This window comes from Amorphus sp. MBR-141, assembly GCF_053628695.1.
Map to the genome: position 1 here is coordinate 34381 of NZ_JBRJGW010000016.1, position 24431 is coordinate 58811.

General features: G+C 66.6%; 12 protein-coding genes and 1 tRNA gene. 6 read left to right on the top strand and 7 right to left on the bottom strand.

The window, feature by feature from the left end; translation table 11 throughout:
- Positions 1–84 precede the first annotated feature (84 nt).
- Entirely contained in the window at positions 85–1677 is a 1593-nt protein-coding gene (locus ACSSVZ_RS19605; protein WP_453972428.1) for an arylsulfatase, read from the bottom strand.
- On the opposite strand from ACSSVZ_RS19605, the gene ACSSVZ_RS19610 reads away from it, so the two are divergent.
- Complete coding sequence (locus ACSSVZ_RS19610; protein ID WP_453972429.1) at positions 1664–2800, top strand: AraC family transcriptional regulator ligand-binding domain-containing protein; 1137 nt, start codon at positions 1664–1666, stop codon at positions 2798–2800. The two genes, ACSSVZ_RS19605 and ACSSVZ_RS19610, sit on opposite strands and share 14 nt — an antisense overlap.
- 541 nt (positions 2801–3341) lie before the next feature.
- On the opposite strand, the gene ACSSVZ_RS19615 is transcribed toward ACSSVZ_RS19610, so the two are convergent.
- The gene (locus ACSSVZ_RS19615) at positions 3342–9239 is read right to left on the bottom strand and encodes an autotransporter outer membrane beta-barrel domain-containing protein (RefSeq protein WP_453972430.1); all 5898 of its coding nucleotides are present in this window, start codon (positions 9237–9239) and stop codon (positions 3342–3344) included.
- 21 nt (positions 9240–9260) lie between these two features.
- Positions 9261–10229 (bottom strand): hypothetical protein, encoded by a 969-nt coding sequence (locus tag ACSSVZ_RS19620; RefSeq protein WP_453972431.1) that lies wholly within the window; start codon positions 10227–10229, stop codon positions 9261–9263.
- Between the two features lie 252 nt (positions 10230–10481).
- Here ACSSVZ_RS19620 and ACSSVZ_RS19625 point away from each other — a divergent pair, with 252 nt between their 5' ends.
- Positions 10482–10751 carry a DUF6925 family protein gene (locus ACSSVZ_RS19625; RefSeq protein ID WP_453972521.1) on the top strand — a complete coding sequence of 90 codons (270 nt, stop codon included), beginning with the start codon at positions 10482–10484 and terminating at the stop codon, positions 10749–10751.
- A 348-nt stretch (positions 10752–11099) separates the two neighbouring features.
- Here the strand turns inward: ACSSVZ_RS19625 and ACSSVZ_RS19630 are convergent, their stop codons facing one another.
- Complete coding sequence (locus ACSSVZ_RS19630) at positions 11100–11897, bottom strand: alpha/beta fold hydrolase (RefSeq protein WP_453972432.1); 798 nt, start codon at positions 11895–11897, stop codon at positions 11100–11102.
- Between the two features lie 185 nt (positions 11898–12082).
- Here ACSSVZ_RS19630 and ACSSVZ_RS19635 point away from each other — a divergent pair, with 185 nt between their 5' ends.
- Positions 12083–12688 (top strand): TetR/AcrR family transcriptional regulator, encoded by a 606-nt coding sequence (locus tag ACSSVZ_RS19635; RefSeq protein WP_453972433.1) that lies wholly within the window; start codon positions 12083–12085, stop codon positions 12686–12688.
- Between the two features lie 1638 nt (positions 12689–14326).
- Positions 14327–19177, top strand: a complete 4851-nt coding sequence (locus ACSSVZ_RS19640) for a DUF3320 domain-containing protein (RefSeq protein WP_453972434.1) — start codon at positions 14327–14329, stop codon at positions 19175–19177.
- Between the two features lie 184 nt (positions 19178–19361).
- Here ACSSVZ_RS19640 and ACSSVZ_RS19645 read toward each other — a convergent pair.
- Positions 19362–19437, bottom strand: a tRNA-Ala gene (locus ACSSVZ_RS19645).
- Positions 19438–19560: 123 nt separating this feature from the next.
- Positions 19561–20538 carry a 2-hydroxyacid dehydrogenase gene (locus tag ACSSVZ_RS19650; RefSeq protein ID WP_453972435.1) on the bottom strand — a complete coding sequence of 326 codons (978 nt, stop codon included), beginning with the start codon at positions 20536–20538 and terminating at the stop codon, positions 19561–19563.
- 337 nt (positions 20539–20875) lie between these two features.
- Here ACSSVZ_RS19650 and ACSSVZ_RS19655 point away from each other — a divergent pair, with 337 nt between their 5' ends.
- Entirely contained in the window at positions 20876–22345 is a 1470-nt protein-coding gene (locus ACSSVZ_RS19655) for an MDR family MFS transporter (protein ID WP_453972436.1), read from the top strand.
- Between the two features lie 63 nt (positions 22346–22408).
- Here the strand turns inward: ACSSVZ_RS19655 and ACSSVZ_RS19660 are convergent, their stop codons facing one another.
- Positions 22409–23095 carry a GntR family transcriptional regulator gene (locus ACSSVZ_RS19660; protein WP_453972437.1) on the bottom strand — a complete coding sequence of 229 codons (687 nt, stop codon included), beginning with the start codon at positions 23093–23095 and terminating at the stop codon, positions 22409–22411.
- Between the two features lie 208 nt (positions 23096–23303).
- On the opposite strand from ACSSVZ_RS19660, the gene ACSSVZ_RS19665 reads away from it, so the two are divergent.
- Positions 23304–24392: a Gfo/Idh/MocA family protein gene (locus ACSSVZ_RS19665; protein ID WP_453972438.1), complete on the top strand. Its 1089-nt coding sequence runs from the start codon at positions 23304–23306 to the stop codon at positions 24390–24392.
- The last annotated feature ends 39 nt before the right edge of the window (positions 24393–24431 follow it).

Here is a 24431-nt window from a genome sequence, read left to right on the forward strand (position 1 = left end):
ATGCACGGCGGGCGGAAACCGCGTTCCGCCCGCCAGCCGGTTCGGGAGCGTCCGACCTCGGCCGGTCCCTGGACCTGCGAGCGCCTACTGGACCGTGCCGCTGAGGCTCTTCTCCAGCCGTTCCTGGATCTGGTCGACGGAGAAGCTGGCCGCGCGCTGGGACGGCGGGTACTCTTCGAAGGTCCCCAGGAACTCCGCGACCTCGGCCTGCGCTGGCACCAGCAGGAAGGCGTGCTCCAGCACCCAGTCCCAATAAGTGTTGGAGGTGATGTCCGCCCGCTCGTAGGGATCGGCACGCAGGTCGAACATCTTCGGGACACGCAGCGACGTGAACGGTTCGGCCCAGACCTGCAGGGTGCCGGTCGCACGCTGCTCCTGGAACACCACCTTCCAGTTCTCGTAGCGCAGCGCCACCAACGCGCCGTCGTCGTTGAAATAGAAGAATTCGTTCCGGGCGCTCTCGTCGTTCTGGCCGGTCAGGTAGGGGAGCTGGTTGTAGCCGTCGAGATGCACCTTGTACTCGGCGCCATCGACGGTCGCCCCGTCGAGGAGCCGCTCCTTGATGTCGGCGTCGCCTGCCGCCGCGAGCAGCGTCGGGAACCAGTCGAGACCGGAGAAGATGCCGTTCCTCACCGTTCCCGGCTCGATTTGGCCGGGCCAGCGGATCATCGCCGGGACCCGGAAGGCGCCTTCCCAGTTGGTGTTCTTCTCGCTGCGGAACGGCGTCGTCCCCGCATCGGGCCAGGAGTTCTGGTGCGGGCCGTTGTCCGTCGTGTAGATCACGATCGTGTTGTCGGCGACGCCCAGTTCCTCCAGCTTGTCCAGCACCACGCCGATCAGGGCGTCATGCTCGATCATGCCGTCGGCATATTCCGTTAGCGCGGTGAGGCCGGGGGGGCTTCGGTTCTCCTCGCGCACATGGGTGCGAAAGTGCATCCGCGTCGTGTTGAGCCAGGTGAAGAACGGCTTCCCCTGCTCCACTTGCCGCTCCATGAAGTCCATAGCGGCGGCGGAGGTCTCGTCGTCGATCGTCTCCATGCGCTTCTTGGTTAGCGGCCCGGTGTCCTCGATCTCCCCGTCCGCCGATGCGCGGATCACCCCGCGCGGACCGAACTGCTCGCGGAACGCCGGGTCGGTCGGATAGTTGCGGTTCTCCGGCTCCTCCTCGGCGTTGAGGTGATAGAGGTTGCCGAAGAACTCGTCGAAGCCGTGGTTGATCGGCAGGAACTCGTCCCGGTCGCCCAGATGGTTCTTGCCGAACTGGCCGGTGGCGTAGCCGAGGTCCTTCAGCGCCGAGGCAATGGTCACGTCGTCCGCGCGCAGTCCGACGTCGGCGCCGGGCAGTCCGACCTTGGAGAGGCCGGTGCGCAGCGTCGACTGGCCCGTCAGGAAGGTGGAGCGGCCCGCGGTGCAGCTCTGCTCGGCATAGTAGTCGGTGAACTTCAGGCCTTCCGCGGCGATCCGGTCGATGTTCGGCGTGCGGTACCCCATCAACCCGAAGCTGTAGGTCGACAGGTTGGTCTGCCCGATGTCGTCGCCGAAAATCACGAGGATGTTGGGTCGGCTCTCATTCTGAGCCCCGCCCTGAGCGGTGCCGTCCTGCGTCTGCGCCTGTGCGCCTGCGGCCGCGAATGCAGCGACTCCCAGGACGGCGGAAAGGGTTATGAGCCGTCTCATGCGTACACCTCCCGATTATTTTAATTGCGACGATCTGCCGCGTGCTCTCAGTCTGTCCGAGGTGGCCGTTAAACAAAAGCGACGAAATCGGTCATTTTGCGCCACTCAGGAGAGTGTGATGGGACAGGCCCTGCCCCCGATGACGTCGGCGACCGGCATGGGGCCGTTGCCGGAACTTCTGGCCGAGATGCGGGGTCGCGCGGCCGTCGTCCGCGTCTTCAAGCGCGTCGATCTTCCCCTTGGCCTCATCGAGATGAGAGAGACGCGCCTGCCCATGTCGGCGCTTGTCAGGCTGTTCGCCGAGGCCGCCGAGGTTGCGGACGATCCGCTCTTCGGTCTGCGCGTCGGCCTCGGCATGGAACCGGAGGACTACGGGTTGTGGATGCACTACGGCCTGGGTGCGCTCACGCTCCGCAGCGCGATCGCCCGGCTGTCGTGGACGATGGCCCTGCACCAGTCCGGCCCGGCGACCACCCTCACTGGCGACGGCGACCATTTCATCTGGCGATACATACCGCCGCCGTTTCCGGGGCTCGACACGGCGCAGCACGCGGACCACGTCGTTCCGACGATGGTCAAGATCGCGCGCCGCTATCTCGGCCAGGATTGGGCCCCTGCCTGGATCGAGGTCCCCTACGGACGCGATTCCTCCGCCGCCTCGCGAGAGGAGACGACCGGCATTCCGTGGCAGTTTGCCTCCGCGGGGATCGGCTTGCCGCTCACCAAAGGCGAGCTGACCCGCGAGCGCCCGATCTCGTCCGGGTCGACAGCCGCGTCGATCACCCTCCGCGACGTTCGCGCCGCGATGCGGAACCGGACGCCCTCCTTCACCACCATCGTCGGCGATCTCGTCAGTCTCGCCCTCTTGGAGGGCCATACCAGCATCGACCTCATCGCCAGCCGGTTGGATCTTCCGGCCCGGACCTTGCAGCGTCGGCTTTCGGAAGACGGCGTGACGTTCAGGACCGTGCTGGAGGGCGTGCGCCGTGCAAAGGGAGAGGAACTCGTGGCCCGCGGCACGATGCGGGTCGCCGATATTGCCGCGGCACTCGGCTATTCCGACACGTCGAACTATCAGCGCGCAGCAAAACGGTGGTCCGAGAAAGAACGAAAAGATGCCTGAGCTGGCGCCGCGCGGCTTCTAACGGCCCACCGAGCGCGCGTTGAAGACGGACTGTGGCCAAAGGAAAGTGAAACCAGCTTCACGTCTCGCCTCCGCATCGGCAGAGCGAACGCACGTTGTGGTCAGCAAAACCGGATGGGAGGGAATTCAACGGCTTCAGGTCAGCCGGGAATTCCTGGGGGGATTGGTGGAGCCGGGGGAGGCGAACCGCCTCAGAGCCAATCTCTTTGAAACCAATAACTTAGCGCGCCGTTGATTGTAGAGACGTAGCAGCCTGTGTAGCATAAGCAACTTCCATAGCTGCAAAGCCGAGTGACGGTAACGACCGTGCAGTCGTTGAACCATATCTCGCAGGCTCTATTCCTGGCGGGCACGTTGCGCCCATATTGGTCGTTGACGGGGCCAGCTCCTTATTTACCGAAAGCTGCCCGTCCGCCAAGCGCCCAAGTCAGTCATCTGCCTCCATTTGCAGAATGCCCGTAAGCAGCCATTCATTCAGGCACGGGCAGTACAATAGAGACTTGCCTGACGCCTCGCGGCCTCAGAACCGGTAGCCGAACCTGAGCGAGCCGCCGTGGGACTGGTAGCCGTCGGCGAAAGCGCCGTCGTATTGCAGCTTGAGCTGCATGCCGTGCACCTTCTGCAGGTCGATGCCGGCGGTGACCAGGCCGACGGTGTCGTTGATGGGCATGATGGTGGTGAACTGGTCCATGGCGGTGATACCGGCGAAGCGGGCGGTCGATTCCCAGGTGTCGTCGGACAGGAACGACACGCCGAGGCCGGCGAACAGCCGCGCCGGAAGGCCGTATCCCATGTCCAGGCGCGCTCCGAACTCCACCCCGGGCGTCACCCCGAACACCGTCTTGGTGGCGTCGTCGACGATCAGGTTGAGGCCGCCGGCGCCGCTTTCGCGGTAGCCCTCCTGGTGCACCGTGATGACGTCGAGGTCGACCATCGGCCGCATGTAGAACCGCGTGTCGAAGGCAATCTCGTAGGAGGCCCGGGCCCGGCCGAACACGAAGGCCGACGTCGGGTCGGCCTCGGCCACGGCCGAAAGGGAACCGAGCGACAGGTAGCGCGAGGACTCCCCCCACGTGTAGCCGGCGCCGCCGGCCAGCGCGAACAGCCAGGCGCCGACCTCCTTCTTCAGCGCCGCCGCGGCGGTAAACGAGTTGGCTTCCACCTTCTCGGTGCCGGCGTCGTTGGTGAACCAGGAGTCCTCGTAGGAGAGGCTGCCGCCCAGGAACCAGCCGTCGCCGAGCGCCTTCTGGCCGCCGGCCTGGAGGCCGGTGGTCTGTTCCTCGTATCCGATGCTGCCGTCTGTCGCGTCCCGCTCCGCCCGTGCCCCGAGGAAGCGGCCCCACACGCACTCGCCCTCCTGCAGGGCCACGCCGGTGGTGAAGGCAGGACAGGAGAGCACGCTGTTGGCGGCGGTGACGGCGCCCTGCGGCGCGCCCGCCGGGCCGGCGACGGTGGTCTGGGAGGCGACGACGGCCAGCATCTGCTCCAGCGTCGACGGCGTGGCGGCGTGGAAGGCGGCGAACGCCTGGGCGATGGACGGCCCGCCGTCGTCGGCGTCGACCGTGGTGGCGCCGCCGCTGGCCAGGTTGTCCCAGGCGCTCTGCAGGCCGTGGGAGACGCCGGTGGCGTTGGCGCCCATGGCCACGCCGGTGTCCTCGAAGTGGGCACTTTTGACCTCGAACCCCTTCCAGCCGGTGTCGGAGGTGGTGACATCGGTGAAGCGGTAGACGAGCGTGGAGAGGATCGAGGTATCGCTGAGGTCGGCGCCGGCGACCTTGATGAAGTCGGTGCGGACGTTCGGCAGCATGGCGTAGGGGTTGAGGATGGTGCCCCAGGTGCCGGCGAAGTCGCCGCGGACGACGAGCTGATCGCCGGTGCGCTTCTCCATGTCGACGTCGAGGCCGGCGATCAGGCCGCCGCGGCTGGACGTGGCGGTGCGCCAGGATTTCTCGGCGGTGCCTTCGAAGTAGGAGACCGGCGTGAAGCTGCGGTCGAGCCCGGCATCGCCGACGTCGAAGGCGCTGCCGCTATCCGACGTGCCGACGCCGACCAGATCGCCGGTCACCGTTGTCTTCAGGGTGCGGTTCGATCCGCCGATGGACAGCGTGCCGGCGTTCAGCACCGTGTCGAGATCGGCGATCGTCCCCGTCGCGAAGGTGCCGCTGCCCTGGTTGGCGAACAGCGCCTGGCCGGCGGGCGCCGCCGCACTCATCCGCACCGCGCCGTCTGCCAAAGACGAGGCGGAATAGTCCTTCGACCACGTCTCCTGGCCGGCGACGTTCTTCACCACGTTGCCGGTGACCGTGCCGGAGTTGGAGATCGTCGCCGATCCGCCGCTGCTGATGGCTGCGAACGCGGCACCGCCGTTGACGTCCGAGGAGGTGGTGCCGATCAGGCTGCCCGCACCATCAATGGTGACCTCGATCGACCCGTCCTGAACCTGTGCCCAGATCCCCCAGGCGTTGTCGGCCGTCACGCTGACGCTGCCGGCGAGGTCGATGTCGATGTCGCCGTCGGTATTGTCGTCGTTCAGGTGCAACGATCCGGCATAGGTCTTGTGGGACGAGGTCGCGAAAATGCCTCCGGAGCCGGCCACCGACTGGGCAAGGATGCCGTGGGCATAGGAGCCGGTGGTGGAGATCGACGCCTCGCTGTGGACCGAAATCGCGACCTTGCTGGAGTATCGTTTGCTTCCGTGCGCGTACTTTCCTCCGTCCTTCAGATAGTAGACGTTCAGTTTCTGGTTGAGGTCCGCACCGACCCCGCCGCCGCCGCCGAGCGATTGGGCGAGGATGCCGACAGCGCCGTCTCCGGTGGTCGCGATCGACGACCCGTTGTGCAGCTCGACCGTCACCTCCTGGCCGGCGCCCGTGCCTTGATCGGAGCTGAAGGACGCGTAGCTGATGCTTTGGGCCGAGGCGACCACCAGTCCGCCACCCGCACCGATCGACTGCGCGACAATGCCGACCGACCGATCGCCGGTCGTCGTCAGCGAGCCGTAGTGCTGGACGGAGACGGTTCCGCCATCGAAGGAGTCGTCGTGGTCGCCCGAGCCGGAAACGCCGAATTCCGGCTGGATAACATTGGATCCGGCGTCGGAGTTGACCTCGGTCGACGTGCCGAGGGCCACGCCTGCCAGACCGCCGCCGCCACCGATCGATTGGGCGACCACGCCCATGGCGATATCGCCCGACGTGATGATGTTGGTTTCCCCGAGCGTCCGGACGGCAACGCTGCCGCCCTTCATGTCGTCCGCGTCATCGGCCTCCGCCCCGAATATCAGGGTCACCGCATCGAGCGCGTAGCCGGTCGTCACGCCCTTGCCGCCGCCGCCGCCGATCGACTGGGCGACGACGCCGTTCGAGCCGAAGCCGGACGTGGTGATGTTGGCCGCATAGACGCTCACCGTGCCGCCCTTGCCGTCGGCTCCCCCGCTGCCGCCGAACGTGTGGATCGCATAGGCGAACTCGACGCTGTCGACGTGCGCGTCGTACTTGTTCTTGTTCGAAGACGTGCCGACCAGTCCGCCGCCGCCACCGATCGACTGGGCGATGATGCCATCGGAGAACGTCCCGGACGTCGTGATGGTGCCGTAGGAGAAGTCGGTCTGGCCGGCATCCGGCAGACCGACGATGACGGCGCCGCCATCGCCGCCGTCGCCGCCGCTCGCCCCGATCTGGGTCTTCAGCGAGATGGCCAGATCCCACTTGGCCTTGACGTCGATGTCGGACTCTTCCTTCAGCGTCTTCGCGAACTCGAAGGAATGGGTGACGGAGCTGGTTCCGGATCCGCCCTTGCCGCCGCCGCCGCCGATCGATTGGGCGACCATGCCACTCGAGAAATCACCACTGGTGGTGATCTTGCCGGCGTTCCAGGCGTAGGCGGTGCCGCCTGTGCCGCCGCTCCCGCCCGATCCGCCGAGACCGATCGTCAGTTGCGTTTTCGCGTCAACGTCGCCGCTGCCGCTGCCCCCGATACCGCCGCCGCCGCCGATCGACTGGACGATCAGTGCGTCGGAATTCGTGCCGGCGGTGGTGATCGACCCGGAGGAGGAGACGCCGGCCTTTGCCGTGCCGCCATCGCCGCCGTCGCCGCCGCTGCCGCCGAGCGACACGCTGAGCGTGAACGTGCTGTCGCCGAAGCCGCTGACCGAATGGCTTTCGCCGGTGCCGCCGTGACCGCCGCCGCCGCCGGTCGAGTGCACCACCATGCCCTCGGCGAAGTCGCCGGTCGTCGAAATGGCGCCGAGATTGTGCGCGTAGGCGATGCCGCCATCGCCGCCCTTGCCGCCCGTTCCACCCAGCGCCAGGTTGAGCGAGAACTGCAGCGTCGCATCCTCGACGGTGGCGATGCCATCGGTGCGGCCTTCCAGCAAGCCTGCGAGCGACGCCGACCCACTCGCCGCGGTGGCATCGCCGCCCTGGCCGCCACCACCGCCGACCGACTGGACGATCAGACCGGACGCGCCGTCATCCTGGGTCGAAACCGTGGCGCTGTCCTCGATCCAAGCATAGGCTTTGCTGCCATCGCTGCCGGAGCCGCCGTCGCCGCCGTGGGCGATCCCGATGGACAGCGAGACGGACTTGCCGCTGGCCCCGACCGGCACGCCGGCCGCCAGCGCTTTCGACGAGGCGGTGCCGCCCTGTCCGCCGCCGCCGCCGAGCGACTGAACGATGACAGCGGGCGAGTCTTTTCCAGCGGTCTTCACGGTACCGCCGACATGGGCGTAGACGTCGCCACCCGCGCCGCCGGAGCCACCATGCCCGCCCGACGAGAAGGCGAGCGACCATCCAGCTCCGGCGTTGTAGGACTTGGCCGCGCCCCCCGTCCCGCCGCCACCGCCGATCGACTGCAGCACGATCGCCGGGGCGTGGTAGCCCTTGGTGTAGATGTAGCTGTCGTCCTGCCGCTCCAGGGTGACGTTGCCGCCGCCGCCGCCCTTGCCGCCGGTGCCGCCCACGCTGACGGTCGGAATGATGGCCCCCCACGCCGTGGCCTTGCCGCCGGCGCCGCCACCACCACCGATCGACTGGGCGATGACGCCGCTGGCGTAGTCGCCGGAGGTGACGATCCTGCCCGAGGTGGAGACGGTGACCGTGCCGCCGTCGCCGCCCGGGCCTCCCTTGCCGCCGACCGACAGGAACAGGCCGTGCTTGTTGCGCCCCGCGCCGCCGCCGCCGCCGACGGACTGGGCGACGATGCCGTGCCCCTCCGAGCCGTAGGTCGTCAGGTTGCCGGTGTTGGTCACCGTGACGGAGTTGCCGCCACTCGCGTCGCCGCTCGACGAGCCGGCCCCGCCGATGGTCGAGTAGGATCCCTTGGTCGTCCCGCTCGACGCACCCGAGCCGGTGACCATGCCGCCGCCGCCGCCGATGGACTGGGCGAGGATAGCGATCGATCCGCCCAGCGACGCATCGTCCTCGCTGGGCGACGATCCGCTCGTCGCATAGCCGCCCCTGGTCGTGATGTTGCCGCTGTTGGTGACGGTCACCTCGTGGCCGTCCGAACTGCCGCTGTAGCCGCCGACGTTCTGGGACGTCGTGCCGGTGACCACCCCGGTGCCGTCGGTCGACAATGTCGTCGTGGCGACGAGAAGACCGCCGCCACCGCCGAGCGACTGGGCGACGATGCCGTGGGAATCGACCCCGTACGTCGTGATATCGCCCGCGTTGGTCACGGTCACGGTGCTGCTGGAGGGCGAAGAGCCGCTGGCATCCCCCCACAAGACGGAGCCTTCGCCCGGATAGACGAGGTCGGCGCCGCCATAGGCGGCGGATGCCGACTGGGCGACGATGCCGTGGGAGTAGTTCCCGTTGGTGGTGATGGCGAAGTCGTTGGTCACGGTGACGGAGCCGGCCGCACCGGCCTGAGTGGCCTTGCCGTCGTAATTCCAGGTTCCCCTTCCGCCGAGGGATTGCGCCATGACCGCGCTCGAATGCTTCCCTTCGGTCTGGATGGTACCGCCACCGGTGAGCTTCACCGTCACGGACGCGCCGTTGCCGCCGACGATATCGGCCCCGTCGCCCTCCCAGTCGTCGGCCGCCCCACCGGCGCTCAGGGCATGGACCGCCGGGGAGTCGGAGCCGCTTGTCTTGATGGCCGCGCTTGATGTCCCGTAGACGGTGATCGTCACCGCGGCGCCGTCGCCGCCGTTGCCGCCTGGCTTCGAGTAGGACTTGTCGGTGATGAACCCGTAGCCGCCGATGCTGTAGGCCGCGATGGCGGCGCCTGATGTGCGCAGCCGCGTTGCAACGTCGGAGCCCTGACCGTTTGGCCCGTACTGCCGGATGATGCCGTTGCCGACGGTGCCGGACGACGTCGTGGAAATCGTTCCCGAAAACGCCGCGGACGATGAGCCGACCGTGACCGTTGCCGTTCCCGCCGACCCTCCGTCGCCCATCGGTCCGTACAGCGACATCCGGGAGAAATAGTTCTGGGACTACGCCTGCGCTCCGCCGTAGGAGGCGCCGAAGACGGCCGGTCCGCTGGCGGTCGCGGAGACCGACCCGCTGACGTTGATCTGAACGTTGCCGCCGGTTCCGCTGGCGATCGTGTGGTCGTTGTCTAAGCCGGATGCCGCGCCGCCACCCTGGCTGATCGCCACGATTCCGAAGGTCTTGCCGGTCACGTCCGCCGTCGAGGAGACGGTGACGTTCCCGGCCGCGCCGGCGGATCCGTAGTAGTTGTCGCCGCCCTTCGAGAGCGCGTAGATACCGCCCCCGACAGTGCTGGTGATCGTGCCGGAATTGGTGATCTTGGCGTCGCCGCCGCTTGCCCCTGTCCCGTAATGCGATTTGTCGGTCGGATCGGCGAAACGCAGGCTCCCGCGCGAGACCACCGAAAGGCCGGCCGACTGGTCGGCCAGCAGGAACCGCTGGTTGCTGCTTCCCAACGACGACGTGAGGATCGAGGAAGTGGCCGCGCTCGCGCCGACGGTGATGTCGCCCTCGTTCACCACGGCGATGTTGAGGCCGCCGGCTGGTTCGTACGTACCCTTGACCGTGACCAACGTGCTGGTGCCGCTGAGAAAGACCTGAGCATCGGACAGCTGATCGAAGGCCATGTAGGCGCCGCCGTAGGCGTACTGCGGCGAGCTCGACGACGAGGTGATGGTGCAGGTGAAGGTGGTGGCGTCGGTCTTCGAGGAATTGTTGACGTAGTCGCTGGTGACCGACGACGGGCTGCAGGTCGTGCCCGCATAGGCGCGCGAATAGATCGGCACGGGGAAGCCAGCGAAGGTGCCGGCCAGCGCCGTCGACTGGAACAGCAGCGACGAGGCGACCCGGCGGATGCGCGAGCGGGTCGTGCGCGCGGCCGGTGTCCCGGCCGCGTCCGCCCCGAACGTTGCGGTACGGACAGAGATCTTGGCACCTTCCGATTTCGCAGAAGGTGTGTGGGTCTCGTGCATATCTTGCGCCCTATGCCCGCCATAGGCCGCAGGAATGTGCGACCGAACCTAAAGAGGAGCCGTCTTTCCTGATTAAGCGGCTTTCAGCTCTCGGGTAAACTTATTCGCCCGCGGATTTCCATGGCATCGGTCTCGGCCGGCACCGGAAATCAGCCCAAATCGTCAAGGCATGCGGGGTGAATGGACTGCCCCCGCGCACCGCCCACCCCCCAGATATAGGGGGCTTGAAGACAATCGACGTGTGGCGCGATCCTGTTCGAAACAGGGCTCGGTGCGTTCCAGGTCGACGTCTGTGTGCGGAGCGCCGATCGGACGGTGATCGAGCGCCTGCGCGCCGCGACCGAGCGGTCGCTAGCCGAGCTTGGCACGCTGATGCAGGAGATGCCGAAGCTGTCCCCGCATCCTCTCTTCGTCACCAAAGCCGGGGGAGAGGTCAGGCAGCGCATCCCCAGGCCGGACGAGCGCAGCCCGAAGGGCCCGCAGAAACATGTGTTGCCGCAACTGCTGATGGGAAATACCTGAATTTGAGCGTCCGACGATGCGCGAAACTGACCGTCCGCTTTCGGGCCATTTTCACCCATTCAGGTTCGCGCCCATCCCGGCCGTACAGGGCAGCTTGCGCCGTCTCCGACAGCCGACACTCGCTTCGCCAATGTGCAACCAGGTCTCGACGATCAGCCCGTCTTGCATGCGGTAGAGCACCATGCGTCGCCGGTGCTGCGTCGGCCATCGGCGCTGACGCCGGCGACGTCGCCGGTGTGGGTCGCCGAGATCTGCCATCGGGCCGAGCGAGCCGTGGCAAGCCGCGGGCGACGCCGCTCTCACCACGTCGCGGCGCTTGCCGGGATCCACGCCGCCGGTCCCCAGATGTCATCCCCCGGAGCCGGTCGCAGGAGCCTCTGCGGGATCCGGCAGCGCCGCCCAGAAGGTCGTCAGAGCCTCAGCAACCGGTGCGGGCGTCTCCTCCGGCCACCAGTGGCCCACACCCGGCAGATGCGCCATTGTCGCGCCCGATCGCTGCGCTGCCCACTCATGCTGCTCCAACGTCCCGCTCGCTCGCCCGAAGTCGTCGACGGCGATGAGAGCGAGCCCCGGGCGTCGTGCGGCGCTCGGCAGGAGCTGTCCCGCTTCGGCCATCGCCGGCTGACGTGCCGACCGCAACAGCTTGAGGACGGCGCGGCCCATCTCGGGATCCATGCCTGCCGCGACCCGCTCCGCCATGCGCCCGGTCATCCCGAGGGTCGACGTCACGGCGAGTCGCTGCTCAAAGTCGCCGCCCCATATCTCCTGCACCGAGGCTTCCCCCTCGCCCTCCTGCTGCCACTTCTGTGCCCGCGCATGCCAGACGTAATCGGGCGCGAACACGCCGAGCGCATCGGAGGCCCAGCTGCGGATCAGATCCGGACGGCTCATGGCCAGCGCCGCGACGTGGATTCCGCCCCAGTCGTGTCCCACCAGGTCGACCGGAGCGCGGAACAGCTCCAACTGAGACGCCAGCCAGTCGCGATAGGCCGTCGTCGAACAGTCGAAGCCGCGGGGCGCGGGGACGCCGAACCCCGGCGGGGACAGGGCGACCGCGTCGGCCCGGTCGAGTTCTCCTATGAGCGGTCCCCAGATGGCCGCCGACTCGGGGTTGCCATGGACGAGGACGAGTGGAGTACGCGACATCAGGTCACCTCTTTGATACTTGCTTAATAACACACAAGTATCATGGCATGATTGACATGCAAGGACCAGAGCCGATCGCCCCTCCGGGGTCGTTTGCGCACGCTCTGTCGTGCTTGCAATCGATGGGAGGAGAGCGCACACGGACAGACCATCTGTTTCGTCGATCCGATGCCTGAACAGTCCTGATGCCCGATAAGCCTCCCGCGCGCCGCACGCAGCAAGAGCGTCGCGAGCAGACCGAACGCAAGGTCGTAGCTGCCGCGACGGCGCTGATCGCCGAGCGCGGGTCGCGTGCGCTCACCCTGGCGGAGGTCGGCGAGGCCGCCGGCTACAGCCGGGGGATCGTCTCCCATCACTTCGGCAGCCGCGAAAATCTGCTCCGCGCGGTGATGCGCGATGCTCAGGCCTTTGATGTCCCGGGTCCTGGGGAAAGCGCCGGAGTCTGGCTGTCGGACACGGTTCGCGCCTACCTGAAGAACGTCACCGACAAACGTCCGGCTGCCCGCGCGTTCCTGCAGATGTGGGGCGAGGCGATTGCCAGCGATCCCGTCCTGGTGCCGCTCTACGCGGAACAGGACGCTCGCTTCCGGGGCCTGCTCGCCGATAAGGTTCGCGAAGGGATCAGCGACGGCTCGGTGCGAGCAGACGCCGACCCCGAGGCGATGGCCGTGTTCCTCCTTGGCCTCTTCCGCGGCATCGCCCTGCAGCTGATCTCGACACCACCCCCGGCGCGGGTTGGGGCGATCATCGAGGAAGCCGAGCGGGCCACTCGGCGTGCGCTGAGACCATGATCCGAAGGCCTTCGGTGCGGGGACGCGCGGAGACCAGTGAACGTCCGGAAAGGGCCGACCACGACGGCGCGTGTTCTCGCACGAATGTCCGCTTCGCTAGGTTCGCCGCCGGAACTTGCCATTCCCCTTCCGGCCAGCAGAATCCGTTCCCGAGCAACTGTGAGAATGTCCATCTCTGCCCACTGCGACTGGTCCGTACGAGGGCGAAACGGCTTCACTCACAAATCGGCAGTAAAAACGGATCAAGCCCAAGAAGTTGGGCTCGTTCGGCGCGCCGTGGTCAATCAAATTTGAAACCGGTTTCACAAAGAAACAGGCGGAGACCGATCTTTCGCCTCGTTGCCAACTCTGCCTCACCTGCTATGGCTCGGCCTTGGCAGCCCTCGGCGATAGGTCGCAGAACACGTGGACATGTCGAAACCTCACTCGACCACCTGCTAGGTGTTTCCCCTGCCCCTGGTTTCCCGCGAACAACCGATCTGATTTAGTTGCTAAACAACAACAGATTTCACCGTGAAGTTGGAGCAGGTTGATGGGGTCGGGCGTTTCTGACGCAGGGCACGAAGTCTCAGAAGGAGCGAGCGAGGGCGCGGTGTCGCTGGAGGCAGAGATCGCCGCCGCCTTCACCTACGCATCCTATCAGAACGCGATACCCGTCCTCCGATCGATCAAACTCGCCAACTCCACGCAAAAGGCGCTGGAGAATGCCGAGCTATCGCTGACGGCTTCACCGCCTTTCCTTCGAGCAAAGACCTGGAAGATCGATCGGCTCCTGCCGGGCGATGCGGTCTGGGTATCCGATCAAAAAGTCGATCTCGATCCCGGGTATCTTTCCGGCCTCAATGAGGCGGAAAGAGGCGATGTCACCCTGCGGCTAGCGTCAGGGGGTGTCGTCGTCACAGAAGCAACCGTTGCAGTCCGGCTGCTCGCCCGGGATGAATGGGGCGGCGTCTCGGATATGGCGCAGCTGTTGCCGGCCTTCATCATGCCGAACGACGGGGCAGTGGCCAAGGTCCTGCGGGCTGCGGCGGAAAGCCTTGCTCGACATGGTCACCCATCGGGGATGGACGGATACCAAAGCGGCGACCCACGGCGCGCATATATGCTTGCCGCGGCCATCTACTCTGCCATAGCGGGCCTCGGGCTACATTACGCCGAGCCTCCGGCCAGCTTCGAGAGCCGCGGCCAGAAGGTCCGGCGGCCGGGCACGATCCTGAACCATGGCCTCGCGACCTGCCTCGACACCAGTCTGCTCTTTGCTGCGGCACTTGAGGCTGCCGGGCTCCATCCGGTCGTGCTTCTGTTCGAGGGGCACGCGACCGTGGGCGTCTGGCTTGCGAAACGGACGTTGCCTCATACGCTCGAAACCGACGTGGCGGAAATTCGCAAAGCCATTGCGGCTCGTGAACTGATCAGCTTTGAGACGACCGGCGTCACCCACCGCCCGGCGATGACCTTCGCACAGGCCTGCAACTCGGCGAAGGCTCGGCTGGACGAGGAGAACGAAACCTCTTTCGTTGCAGCCATCGACGTGGCGCGCTCGCGCAGCGGGGGGATCACCCCCTCGCCTCACACGATGGAACCGCATCAGTACAACCTGCCGTCGAGACACCCGCCGTCGAGCCTCCGCTCCCGTCGATGCCCGACTTTGAGGCGATGCCCGGGGAGACCGCGGAGGAAAAGCCGACAACGCCCGCCGGCCGTGTCAATCGTTGGCAGCGCAAGCTGCTCGACCTGTCGCTTCGCAATCGCCTGCTCAATTTCACGCTCTCAAAATCGACGGTACCGTTTCTTTGCCCCGACCCGGCCTATCTTGAGGACCGGCTCGCGGAGGGCATCGGGATCAGGATTGTCTCGTTGCCCGAGCAGAACCCCCTTGGGGAGCGGGATCCGGCACTGTTCCGGGAGACCCGTGGTCAGGATATCCAGCGGCAGTTCGCGGCCGACGCCCTGAAGCGAGATGAGTTGGCGTCGCCGCTCGACGCCAAGGCCTTAGAGGGCGGCCTGACGACGCTCTACCGGCAGGCAAAGAGTGATCTGGCCGAAGGGGGCACCAACACCCTTTATATTGCTGTCGGGTTTCTGCGGTGGAAGAAGAAGCCGGAGGACGACCGAACTTATCGAGCTCCGCTTCTCCTCGTTCCCACGCGGCTTGACCGCCGGAGCGCATCCTCGCAGTTCCGTCTGCTTCACCACGAGGACGATGTCCGTTTCAATGCAACGCTCCTCCAGTTTCTGAAGCGCGACTTCGACCTGGATGTGCCGTCGTTGCAGAACGATCTGCCAACCGACGACAGCGGCATAGATGTCCCGCTCGTGCTCGAGCGCATGCGGCAGGCGGTTCGCGACGTGCCTGGCTTCGAGGTCGTGGACGAGACGGCACTTGGGACCTTCTCTTTCGCCAAGTTTCTAATGTGGAAGGACCTGACGGAGCGGACCGATGCGCTGCGGCAAAACCGCGTCGTTCGACACCTGATCGACACGCCGGACCAGGCCTTCACCAGCGACAGTGCAGTCTTCCGAGACGAGCGCGAAGTCGACACCCTCTACTCGCCCGCCGAAATCGTCACGCCGTTGCCGGCTGACTCCTCTCAGGTTGTTGCGAGCCTGGCGGCGGCAGAGGGCAAGGACTTCGTCGTCATCGGCCCCCCGGGGACGGGCAAGAGCCAGACCATCGCCAACATGATCGCGAACTGTCTGGCTAGTCGAAAGACCGTGCTGTTCGTCGCGGAGAAGACGGCGGCTTTGGATGTCGTCTACCGCAGACTGCGCGAGCACGGGCTGGGGGATCATTGCCTTGAGCTGCACTCGAACAAGGCCGACCGTCGTCGTTTCCTTGGACAACTGAAGGACGCGTGGGAGAAGGGCGGCAAGGATAGCCGTTCGGAATGGGTGGAGTTGAACGACCGTCTCAAGGTCCGCCGCGATCAGCTCAACGCCTATGTTGAAGCTCTCCACTATTCGTCACCGAACGGGCTTACGCCTTTTGCCGCCATGGGCATCGCGCTGCGCGCAAAGGATCGCCACGCCCCAGCCCTCACCTGGCCGTCAAAGGATGCGCATGACCGCCCGAGCTTCCTGAACCTCCAGGGACTCGCGCAAGAGCTCGGCCTCACGTTCGCGGCGGTTGAAGTCCGCCCTGTGCTGAACTCGATCGACGTGTCGGAGTGGAGCTCTATCTGGCAGGAACAACTGCTTGCAGCCGGGCGGGAATACAGCCAAGCGGCATCCCAACTGGCGGCAGCGCTCTCCGAGCTCCGCCCTCAGATCGGCCTGCCATCTATCACGGATGCCAATCGACGAGAGCTCGCGTGTTATGTGGCGATAGCCGCCCATCTTGAGGAGCATGCCGAGGGCGATTTCTCCGTCATCTTCGATGAGACGTTTGACCGAATTCGCTCCTCACTCGATGCGTTCCAGACGACGCTGCAAGACTACGCCTCAAATGAGGGAAGCCTCTCGGGACAGTACGATCGAGGTGAAGTACAGCGCGTGCCGGTCGAGCAGCTCGATCGGGAGTGGCGCGAGGCAACCTCCTCGATGTGGCCGCTTTCATGGCTGCGCAGCCGCAAGTGCCGGAAGCTCCTGCAGTCGTATGCGCGCGCCGGACGTGCCCATCCACAGATCGACCTTCCACTGCTCCGAGCGATGCAGGCGTCGGCATCCGCTGCTGACGGCAGCCCGCTCTCTGCGGTGCCACACTATTTCGACGGCGTGAACACGGACACCCAACGTCTCCGCGATCACCTGACTGCAGCCGCACACCTACGAGAGGCGCTTTTTGAGCTGGTGGACTTTGGCAACGACGCCGAGGCAATCGCCCGGGCTGTCGAGCCCGTCCTCTCCGGGGCGGAAAGCAGGCCCATACGGCGGTCGGCAGAGGCGTACCTCCGTGCATATCGCCACTTCCTCGAAGCCGAAACAACGTTCTCAGGCATCGCAGGCACGGCGCCCGAGATCGATCAGGCCAGGGGCGGCCTATCCGCTGTCGCCGAGCTTGCCTCGGAACTGGAGAATTGCCGCTCTCTGCTGCGCAACTGGTCGTCGTGGTGTTCCGTGAGAAACAGGGCCACGGCCTATGGCCTCGGACCTTTGATCAGAGACCTCGAGACTGGCGCGATCGTCGCGAACGATGCACGCGAAGCACTTCTGCTCGGCTATGTCCGCTGGTGGCTTCCGCTGGCGATCGACGATGACGCAACCCTGCGAGATTTCCGACGTTTCCAGCACGAACATGCGATCGGCGAGTTCCGCGATATTGACGATCTGGTTCGCAAGGCCGCGTCGGCTCGCGTCCGCTCGGCTGTCGAGCACGACCTGCCTTCTCCACAAAGCGTGCCGCGGAAGTCGGAGCTCGGCCTCCTGCGGCACCAGATGGAGCTCAAGCGGCCCAGCCGGTCCATACGAGAAATGATCGGCGGCATGCCAGAGAGCTTCGCAAAGCTCGCGCCATGCGTGCTCATGTCGCCGCTCTCGATCGCGCAGTACCTTCCGCCGGAACAGGCACTGTTCGACGTCGTCATCTTCGATGAGGCCTCACAGATCACGACATGGGACGCCGTCGGGGCGGTGGCGCGGGGTCGGCAGACAATCATCGTCGGTGATCCGAAGCAACTTCCGCCCACCAACTTCTTCGGGCGAAACGAGGAAGAGAGCGGCGAGGTCGAAGAGTACGAAAAAGATCTGGAGAGCATCCTCGACGAGGCCAAGGCTTCTGGGCTCCCGGTTCACGACCTTCGCTGGCACTATCGGAGCCGACATGAGTCGCTGATCGCTTTCTCGAACTGGAACTACTACGAGAACCGGCTGATCACGTTCCCCTCTCCTGTTACCGAGGACAGGGCAGTTTCCTTCCGACACGTGCCGAACGCGGTCTATGACCGGGGCAAGAGCCGGACAAACAAGGAAGAGGCCCGTGCGATTTCCCGGGAGGTGGCGGGGCGCCTCAAACGCTGGCTCGCCCTGCCGGAGCGCGAGCGGCCGACGATCGGGGTCATCACCTTCAACACCCAGCAGCAGTCCCTGATTCAGGACTTCCTCGACGAGGAGCGACGGGCAAACCAGGACCTCGAATGGTTCTTCGCCGACGAGCGGATCGAGCCCGTTTTCGTGAAGAACCTCGAGAACGTGCAAGGCGATGAACGAGACGTGATCCTGTTTTCCATCACGTTTTGCAAGGATCACGCGGGAAAACTCTCGGTCAGTTTCGGTGCGATTAATCACGATGGCGGCGAGCGGCGTCTCAATGTCGCGGTCACGCGTGCCCGTCAGGAACTGGTTGTCTTCGCCGGAATAACTGCCGACCAGATCGACCTGAGCCGAACGAAGGCGACCGGTGTCCATCACCTCAAGACCTTCCTCGACTACGCCGAACGAGGACCGGTCGCGCTGCCCGCACAGGATGCCGGCTCACAGGGTGAACTGGAGTCGCCGTTCGAGGAAGCGATCGCCGAGGCGCTGCGCAACCGCGGATGGCATCTCGTCCCACAGGTCGGAGTTTCAGGTTTCCGGGTGGACATCGGCGTGAAGCACCCGGATCGGGCGGGAGCGTTTCTCGCGGGCGTCGAATGCGATGGTGCCACCTATCACCGTTCGGCGACCGCTCGGGATCGCGACAAGGTCCGCGAACAGGTGCTTCGAGGCCTTGGCTGGAACATCCTGCGGGTCTGGTCGACCGACTGGTGGTTCGACAGTGCCGGCGCAGCAACCCGATTGCACGACGCTTTGGAAGCCCTGCTCGAGGAGAGCCGAAATCACGCTGAGCCGACGCCGTCCGAAGAAGAGCCCATCCATTGGGAAATGAATGAAACGGAAGGCGAGACGAGAGAGGCGCAGGAGCAGGCCGATTTGCCTCCGCGGACTTCCTCCGGAACATCGGAGCCAGAAGATCCCGAGCCCCGAGAGGATATGTTCGGGGACCACTTCGCGGAGGATGGCAGCACTTTCGTGCATACTGACCAAAAGCTGGATGGACAAACGGGGCAGTTGTATCGGGTCACCGACCTCTCACGGTTTCCGGCTGACGCCGATCGCTTCTACGCCGCCTCGTACCGCCAGACACTTCAGGAAATGGTCGACGCGGTCCTGGAGGCCGAAGCACCTGTACGAGAGGACATTCTCATGCAGCGCATCGCCCGCGCGCACGGTTGGCTACGAACGGGCAAGCGCATTCGTGAGCGCATCGAACAGCATGTCCACGGTGCAGAGCGCACAGAAACAGGCGACAGCCCCTTCCTGTGGAATGGCCCCCCGCAAGATCGGTTCCCCTATCGGAAGCCGGCCGGGCCAGAGCACCGCAGGAACATTCCGGAGATCTCGCTTGCGGAGCTGACAGACTTCGCCCTCCAGAAGCCAGAAATTTTCGACGAGGATGATCCGCCCCTTGTTATGGCGCGCCTCTTGGGCGTCGACCGGCTCTCGGCTTCTTCGAGGGAGCGTTTGAGAAAGGTTCAGGAAGCGGCCAGCCAGACGCGCAACCGTGCCGGATGACCGATCCAGTCATTCGCCACGCTGATTCCTGGCGAGAGGTTCGACTTTGGAACCGGAGGTCCGAGCGGTGGCGAGTTCGGCCGGCCGCCCGAATGCCGAGTGTGCCGTACGTCCGCACAGCACACGGAAGGCCCTGGGCCTTCGGACTCAACGGCTTCACGCCAGCCGGGACTTCCTGGGGGATTGGTGGAGCCGAGGGGAATCGAACCCCTGACCTCTGCAGTGCGATTGCAGCGCTCTCCCATCTGAGCTACGGCCCCCGGGGCTTGGCGAGGCGCGCGGCCTCGGAAAGCATCGCGGATGTAGGGTGCGCCGGCACCTCGTGTCAAGGCACTTGGGACGCCCCTCCCCGCCGATCCACCGGCGCGGCCGCCGGCGGCGGCTCAGTAGACCCGGTGGCGGATCCCGGCGCCCGCCACCGCGGCCTGGACGTTGTCCCACGCCGTGCGGAACAGCGTCGCCCACGCCTGCCGCGTGACGCCGCCGATGTGGGGCGTCAGAATCAGCCGGTCGGAGGCCGCCTCGTCGAGCGTGAACAGCGGATGGTCGGCGGCCGGCGGCTCCTGCGCATAGACGTCCACGGCAGCCCCGGCGATGGCCCCCACCGACAGCGCCCGCGCCAGCGCCGCCTCGTCGACGATGCCGCCGCGCGAGGCGTGGATCAGCACCGCATCGGGCTTCATCCGGGCGAGCTCCGCCGCCCCGATCAGCCCCGTCGTGGCGGGAAGCAGCGGCACGTGCAGGGTGACGACATCGGCCCGCTCCAGCAACGTCGCGAGGTCGGTCCGCTCGGCGCCGAGCGCCGCGGCGCCATCGGGATCGCGCGGCGCCGGATCGAAATAGAGGATCCTGGCCCCCATCCGATGAAATCCGCGGGCGACGTCGAGGCCGATGGTGCCGAGGCCGACCACGCCCACGGTCATGTCGCCCAGGCCGCGCGGCAGCGCCTGGACGAGGTCGGCGCGGTGGGCGGCATAGCGGCCCGCCCGCAGCGCGCGGGTCGACTGGGTGAAGCGGCGCAGCAGCACCAGCGCGGTGGCGATGGCGTATTCGGCCAGCGCGTCGTTGCTGCCGCCGGGCACGTTGGCGACGGCGATGCCGAGCCCCTCCATGCCGGCCCGGTCGAGCCGGTCGACGCCGGCGCCGGTGACCTGCACCAGGCGCACGTCGCTGCCCTGAAACAGCGCGGCCGGAAGCGCCGGGCCGACCGCCGGGATCAGCACCGCTTTCGCCCCCCGAACCAGCGCGGGGACGTCGTCGGCGTCCGGGGCGCGAAAGGCGATCGCCAGGCTTGCGGGCGGCGCGACGCCCACCTTCAGGAAATCGGCTTCCGGCCGCAGGCAGACGACATCGCAGGTCATTCGGCAGTTCCCCTCGTTGCGGTTCGGCGGCTGCGCCGGCAGGCCCGGTTGCCGGTGGTCCGAGGCCACCGAAGCCGCCCGGATCGCGCGCGATCGGGCTATGCTCCGGATGATTCGGGACCGGCAGTCCCCGCCGACCGGCCTGCCGGTGCGTTGCGGCGGCCTTGCAGATGATCGACGCCGTCGCCCACCGACGACTTCCCATGCCCCGGCCTCCCGGTGCATGGTTTGCATGCTGACCGTATGACCGTAATACCGCTCTCGCAAGGCCCTTCCGGGACCGGCCGGGGGGCGGGGCCACGGCCGAGGCCGCAACCGGCCGCATTCGCAGGTGACCATGACGTCCGATCCGCCTTCCCCGTCCGCATCCGCCCCGACGCCGCCCGCCTATCTGCACGGACGCGATCTCAGGATCGTGCTGATCGGCGTGATGCTGGCGATGTTCCTGGCCGCGCTCGACCAGACGGTGATCGTCACCGCCCTGCCGACCATCGCTGCGGACCTGGGCGACGATTTCTACCTGCCGTGGGTGGTGACGGCCTACATGCTGATGGCGACCGCGACGGCGCCGCTCTACGGCAAGTATGCCGACATTCGCGGTCGACGCACGGCCCTGTTCCTGGCGCTCGGCGTCTTCACGGTGGGTTCCATCGCCTGCGCCCTGTCGCCGACCATGCTGGCACTGGTGCTGGCGCGCGCCGTCCAGGGGCTGGGCGCCGGCGGCCTGATGGCGGTGCCGATGACGATCGTCGCGGACGCGATCCCGGCGCGCGACCGCGGCCGCTACCAGGGCTACATCACCTCGGTCTACGCCCTTGCCAGCCTCGCCGGCCCAGTGATCGGCGGCACACTGACCGACTTCTTCCACTGGTCGCTGATCTTCTGGATCAACCTGCCGCTGGCGGCGCTGTCGGCGGCGATCGGCTGGCCGGCGCTGCGGCGGCTGCCGCGCCACGAGCGGCCCCACAGCCTTGACGGCATCGGCGCCGTGCTGCTGATCGCGGCGACGGTGAGCATGCTGCTGCCGCTGACCTGGTCGGGCAACAGCCACGGCTGGCTGTCGTCGACGACGGTGGCCCTGTTCACCGCGGCGCTGGTGCTGTGGATCCTGTTCGTCATCCGGCTGCGGATGGCGCCGGAGCCGCTGGTGCCGATCACCATCCTGCGCAACCCGGTGGTCGCGACGGGGGCGATCGGCGCGTTCTTCTCCACCGGCAGCTTCATCGGCCTGACGGTGGTGACGCCGCTGCTGTTCGAGACCCTTTTGGGCTACTCGCCGAGCCAGTCCGGGCTGGCGGTCATCCCGCTGATGATCGGCGCCGTGGTCGGCGCGACGGTGGCCGGCCACGGCATGTACTATCTGCGCCACTACAAGCGCGTCGCGATCGTCGGCCTGTGCTGGGCGGTCGCCGGCATGGCGCTGACGGCATTCGGCTTCGAGCGGATGTCGGGGCTGACGCTGTCGGTGGCCCTCGGGCTGATCAGCCTGGGCATCGGCACGGCCCTGCCCGTGACCATCGTGGCGATCCAGAACGCCGTGGAGCCGCATCAGATGGGCACGGCCACCGCGTCGTCGACCTTCTTCCGCCAGTTCGGCGGGGCCATCATGGCGGCCATCTTCGGCGCCATCCTGCTGACCATGGCCGGCCAGGGCGCGAGCATCGAGGACATCGGCACCCGCGTCGCCGATCCGGTGGGACTGGTGTCGGCGTTCCGGTGGATCTTCGCGGTCGCCGCCGTCACCCTGTCGATGGCGCTGCTCTCCCTCGTCAAGCTGGAGGAGCGGCCGCTGCGCGGACGGAGCTGATCGCCACAGCCGCGGGCCCCTGGCGGACGAGAAACCCGGTCTCCGCGTCGCCCCGCGGGATACTCATCCCAGCAGCCGGCGGACCTCCTCGGCGGCCTGGCGCGTCTCCACGCGCATGCGCGCCTCCGCCTCGTCCGGGTCACGCGCCTTGATGGCGGTGATCACCGCCCTGAGGTTGTCCACCGTCTCCGCGGAGCGGCCGCCGCGCCGGTCCGGATGGCTGAGCCCGAGCGCCCGCCAGCGCGAAATCCGCGCGTGCAGCGTGTCCAGCATCTGCGCCAGCGTGGGCGACCCCGCCCCCACGGACATGATCCGGTAGAAGGCGTTCTTGGTCACCAGGATCGTTTCCGTCTCGCCGTCGGCATAGGCCTTTTCGACCGCGTCCAGCTCCGCCTCCAGCCGGGCGATGTCCTCCTCCGAGGCATTCTCGGCAAACAGCCGCGCGGCAAAGCCCTCCATCACTGAGCGGATCTGGTAGAGGTCGTTGGCCTCCGCCTTGGTGAGCTCGCGCACGATCGGCCCCCGGTTCGGCACGATCGCCACCAGGCCCTCGGTCTCCAGCTGGCGCAGCGCCTCGCGGATCACCGTCCGCGACACCGACATCATCGCCATCAGTTCGCGCTCGGTCAGGCGATGGCCCGGCTGCAGGCGGCCTGAAATGATGGCGCGCCGAAGGCCCTCCACGACCTGGAGCCGCAACGGCGCGACCGCTTTCACGATGTCGATAGAACTGGTGTCTCCCGCCGCCACGGCGTGTCTCCTTCGTCTGATTGACCCATTCATAATACGGTATTATGGTATGTCGCAGTCAGGACATCGCTTCAGCCTTAGAGCATCCTGCATCCCGGTGGAATTGCCGGGCGCCAGAGTTTGACACTTGCACGCACAAGGCCGGGACAACGGCCGTGACGGGCGATCGGTCCGAACCGACGCGCGTCACTCGATCGGGGAGCAGACGATGACATCCAAGCCGGTAAAGATCGGGATCGTGGGACTGGGCCGCTGGGCCAAGGTGCTGACGCGCGCGGCACAGACCAGCGACAGGTTCGAGATCGTCGCGGGCCACAGCCGCTCGGAGGAGAAGCGGGCGTCCTACGAGGCCGACTTCGGCATCAAGACCGTGGCCTCGCTCGACGACCTCCTCTCCAACCCCGAGATCGCCGGCTGCATCCTCACGGTGCCGAACGAACAGCACCTGCCGGTGGCCGAGCAGGTCGCGGCCGCGGGCAAGCACATCTACACCGAGAAGCCGATCGCCAACACGCTGACCAACGGCCTGAAGATGGACGCCCTCCAGAAGCGCCACAACGTGCGCCTGATGGTCGGCCACAGCGCCCGTCTCCTCAAGGGGACCCGGATGATCAAGGCGGCGATGGATGCCGGCGAACTCGGCCGCGTCGCCTTCATCGAGGCGAATTTCTCCAACGAGCGCGCGCTCGAACTCACCCCGTCGACCTGGCGCTGGTACCGCGACAAGGCCCCGGGCGGACCGCTCTCCCAGCTCGCCATCCACCAGTTCGACGCGCTGCACTATCTTGGCGGCGAGATCTCCGAGGTGTCCTCCATCGCCTCGAAGCTGTCGCCGGTGGGCGCCGAGGTCGACGACCAGTCGATGACGCTGATGAAGTTCGCCGACGGCAAGGTGGCCTACGTGGGCAGCTGCTGGACCTCGCCGGGCATCTACTCGATCCGCGTGTTCGGTTCCAAAGGCCTGATGCACTACGAGCTCGACTTCGGCAGCTGGGACGACCCGTCGAACCTGCACCTCACCTCCACGCTCTACCTCCAGCGCGGCAAGGACTGTTACGGCAAGCGCGAGGTCATCGAGATACCGAAGGCCAACATGTTCGTCGACGAGCTGGAGATGTTCGCCGAGGTCTGCAGCACCGGCCAGATCAAGGAGCTGTCGGCCTCCGACGGCAACGTCGCGCTGGCCGTCGTCTACGCGGCGCTGCGCTCGGTCGACCGCAACGGCGCCCTCGTCCCGCTGTCGGAGGTCATGGACGAAGCCCGGGCCGACGTCGCAGCCGAGCGCGACGCCGCCTGATCGGAGCAATCCCGAGGCCGGTGGCGCGTGCGGGGATCG

What these genes read in the sequence shown, in the direction of transcription:
- ACSSVZ_RS19640 (WP_453972434.1), top strand. Translation starts at nt 14,327, where the DNA reads ATGCCCGACTTTGAGGCGATGCCCGGGGAGACCGCGGAGGAAAAGCCG.
- ACSSVZ_RS19620 (WP_453972431.1), bottom strand. Translation starts at nt 10,229, where the DNA reads ATGCACGAGACCCACACACCTTCTGCGAAATCGGAAGGTGCCAAGATC.
- ACSSVZ_RS19605 (WP_453972428.1), bottom strand. Translation starts at nt 1,677, where the DNA reads ATGAGACGGCTCATAACCCTTTCCGCCGTCCTGGGAGTCGCTGCATTC.
- ACSSVZ_RS19655 (WP_453972436.1), top strand. Translation starts at nt 20,876, where the DNA reads ATGACGTCCGATCCGCCTTCCCCGTCCGCATCCGCCCCGACGCCGCCC.
- ACSSVZ_RS19635 (WP_453972433.1), top strand. Translation starts at nt 12,083, where the DNA reads ATGCCCGATAAGCCTCCCGCGCGCCGCACGCAGCAAGAGCGTCGCGAG.
- ACSSVZ_RS19630 (WP_453972432.1), bottom strand. Translation starts at nt 11,897, where the DNA reads ATGTCGCGTACTCCACTCGTCCTCGTCCATGGCAACCCCGAGTCGGCG.
- ACSSVZ_RS19615 (WP_453972430.1), bottom strand. Translation starts at nt 9,239, where the DNA reads ATGTCGCTGTACGGACCGATGGGCGACGGAGGGTCGGCGGGAACGGCA.
- ACSSVZ_RS19650 (WP_453972435.1), bottom strand. Translation starts at nt 20,538, where the DNA reads ATGACCTGCGATGTCGTCTGCCTGCGGCCGGAAGCCGATTTCCTGAAG.
- ACSSVZ_RS19665 (WP_453972438.1), top strand. Translation starts at nt 23,304, where the DNA reads ATGACATCCAAGCCGGTAAAGATCGGGATCGTGGGACTGGGCCGCTGG.
- ACSSVZ_RS19610 (WP_453972429.1), top strand. Translation starts at nt 1,664, where the DNA reads ATGAGCCGTCTCATGCGTACACCTCCCGATTATTTTAATTGCGACGAT.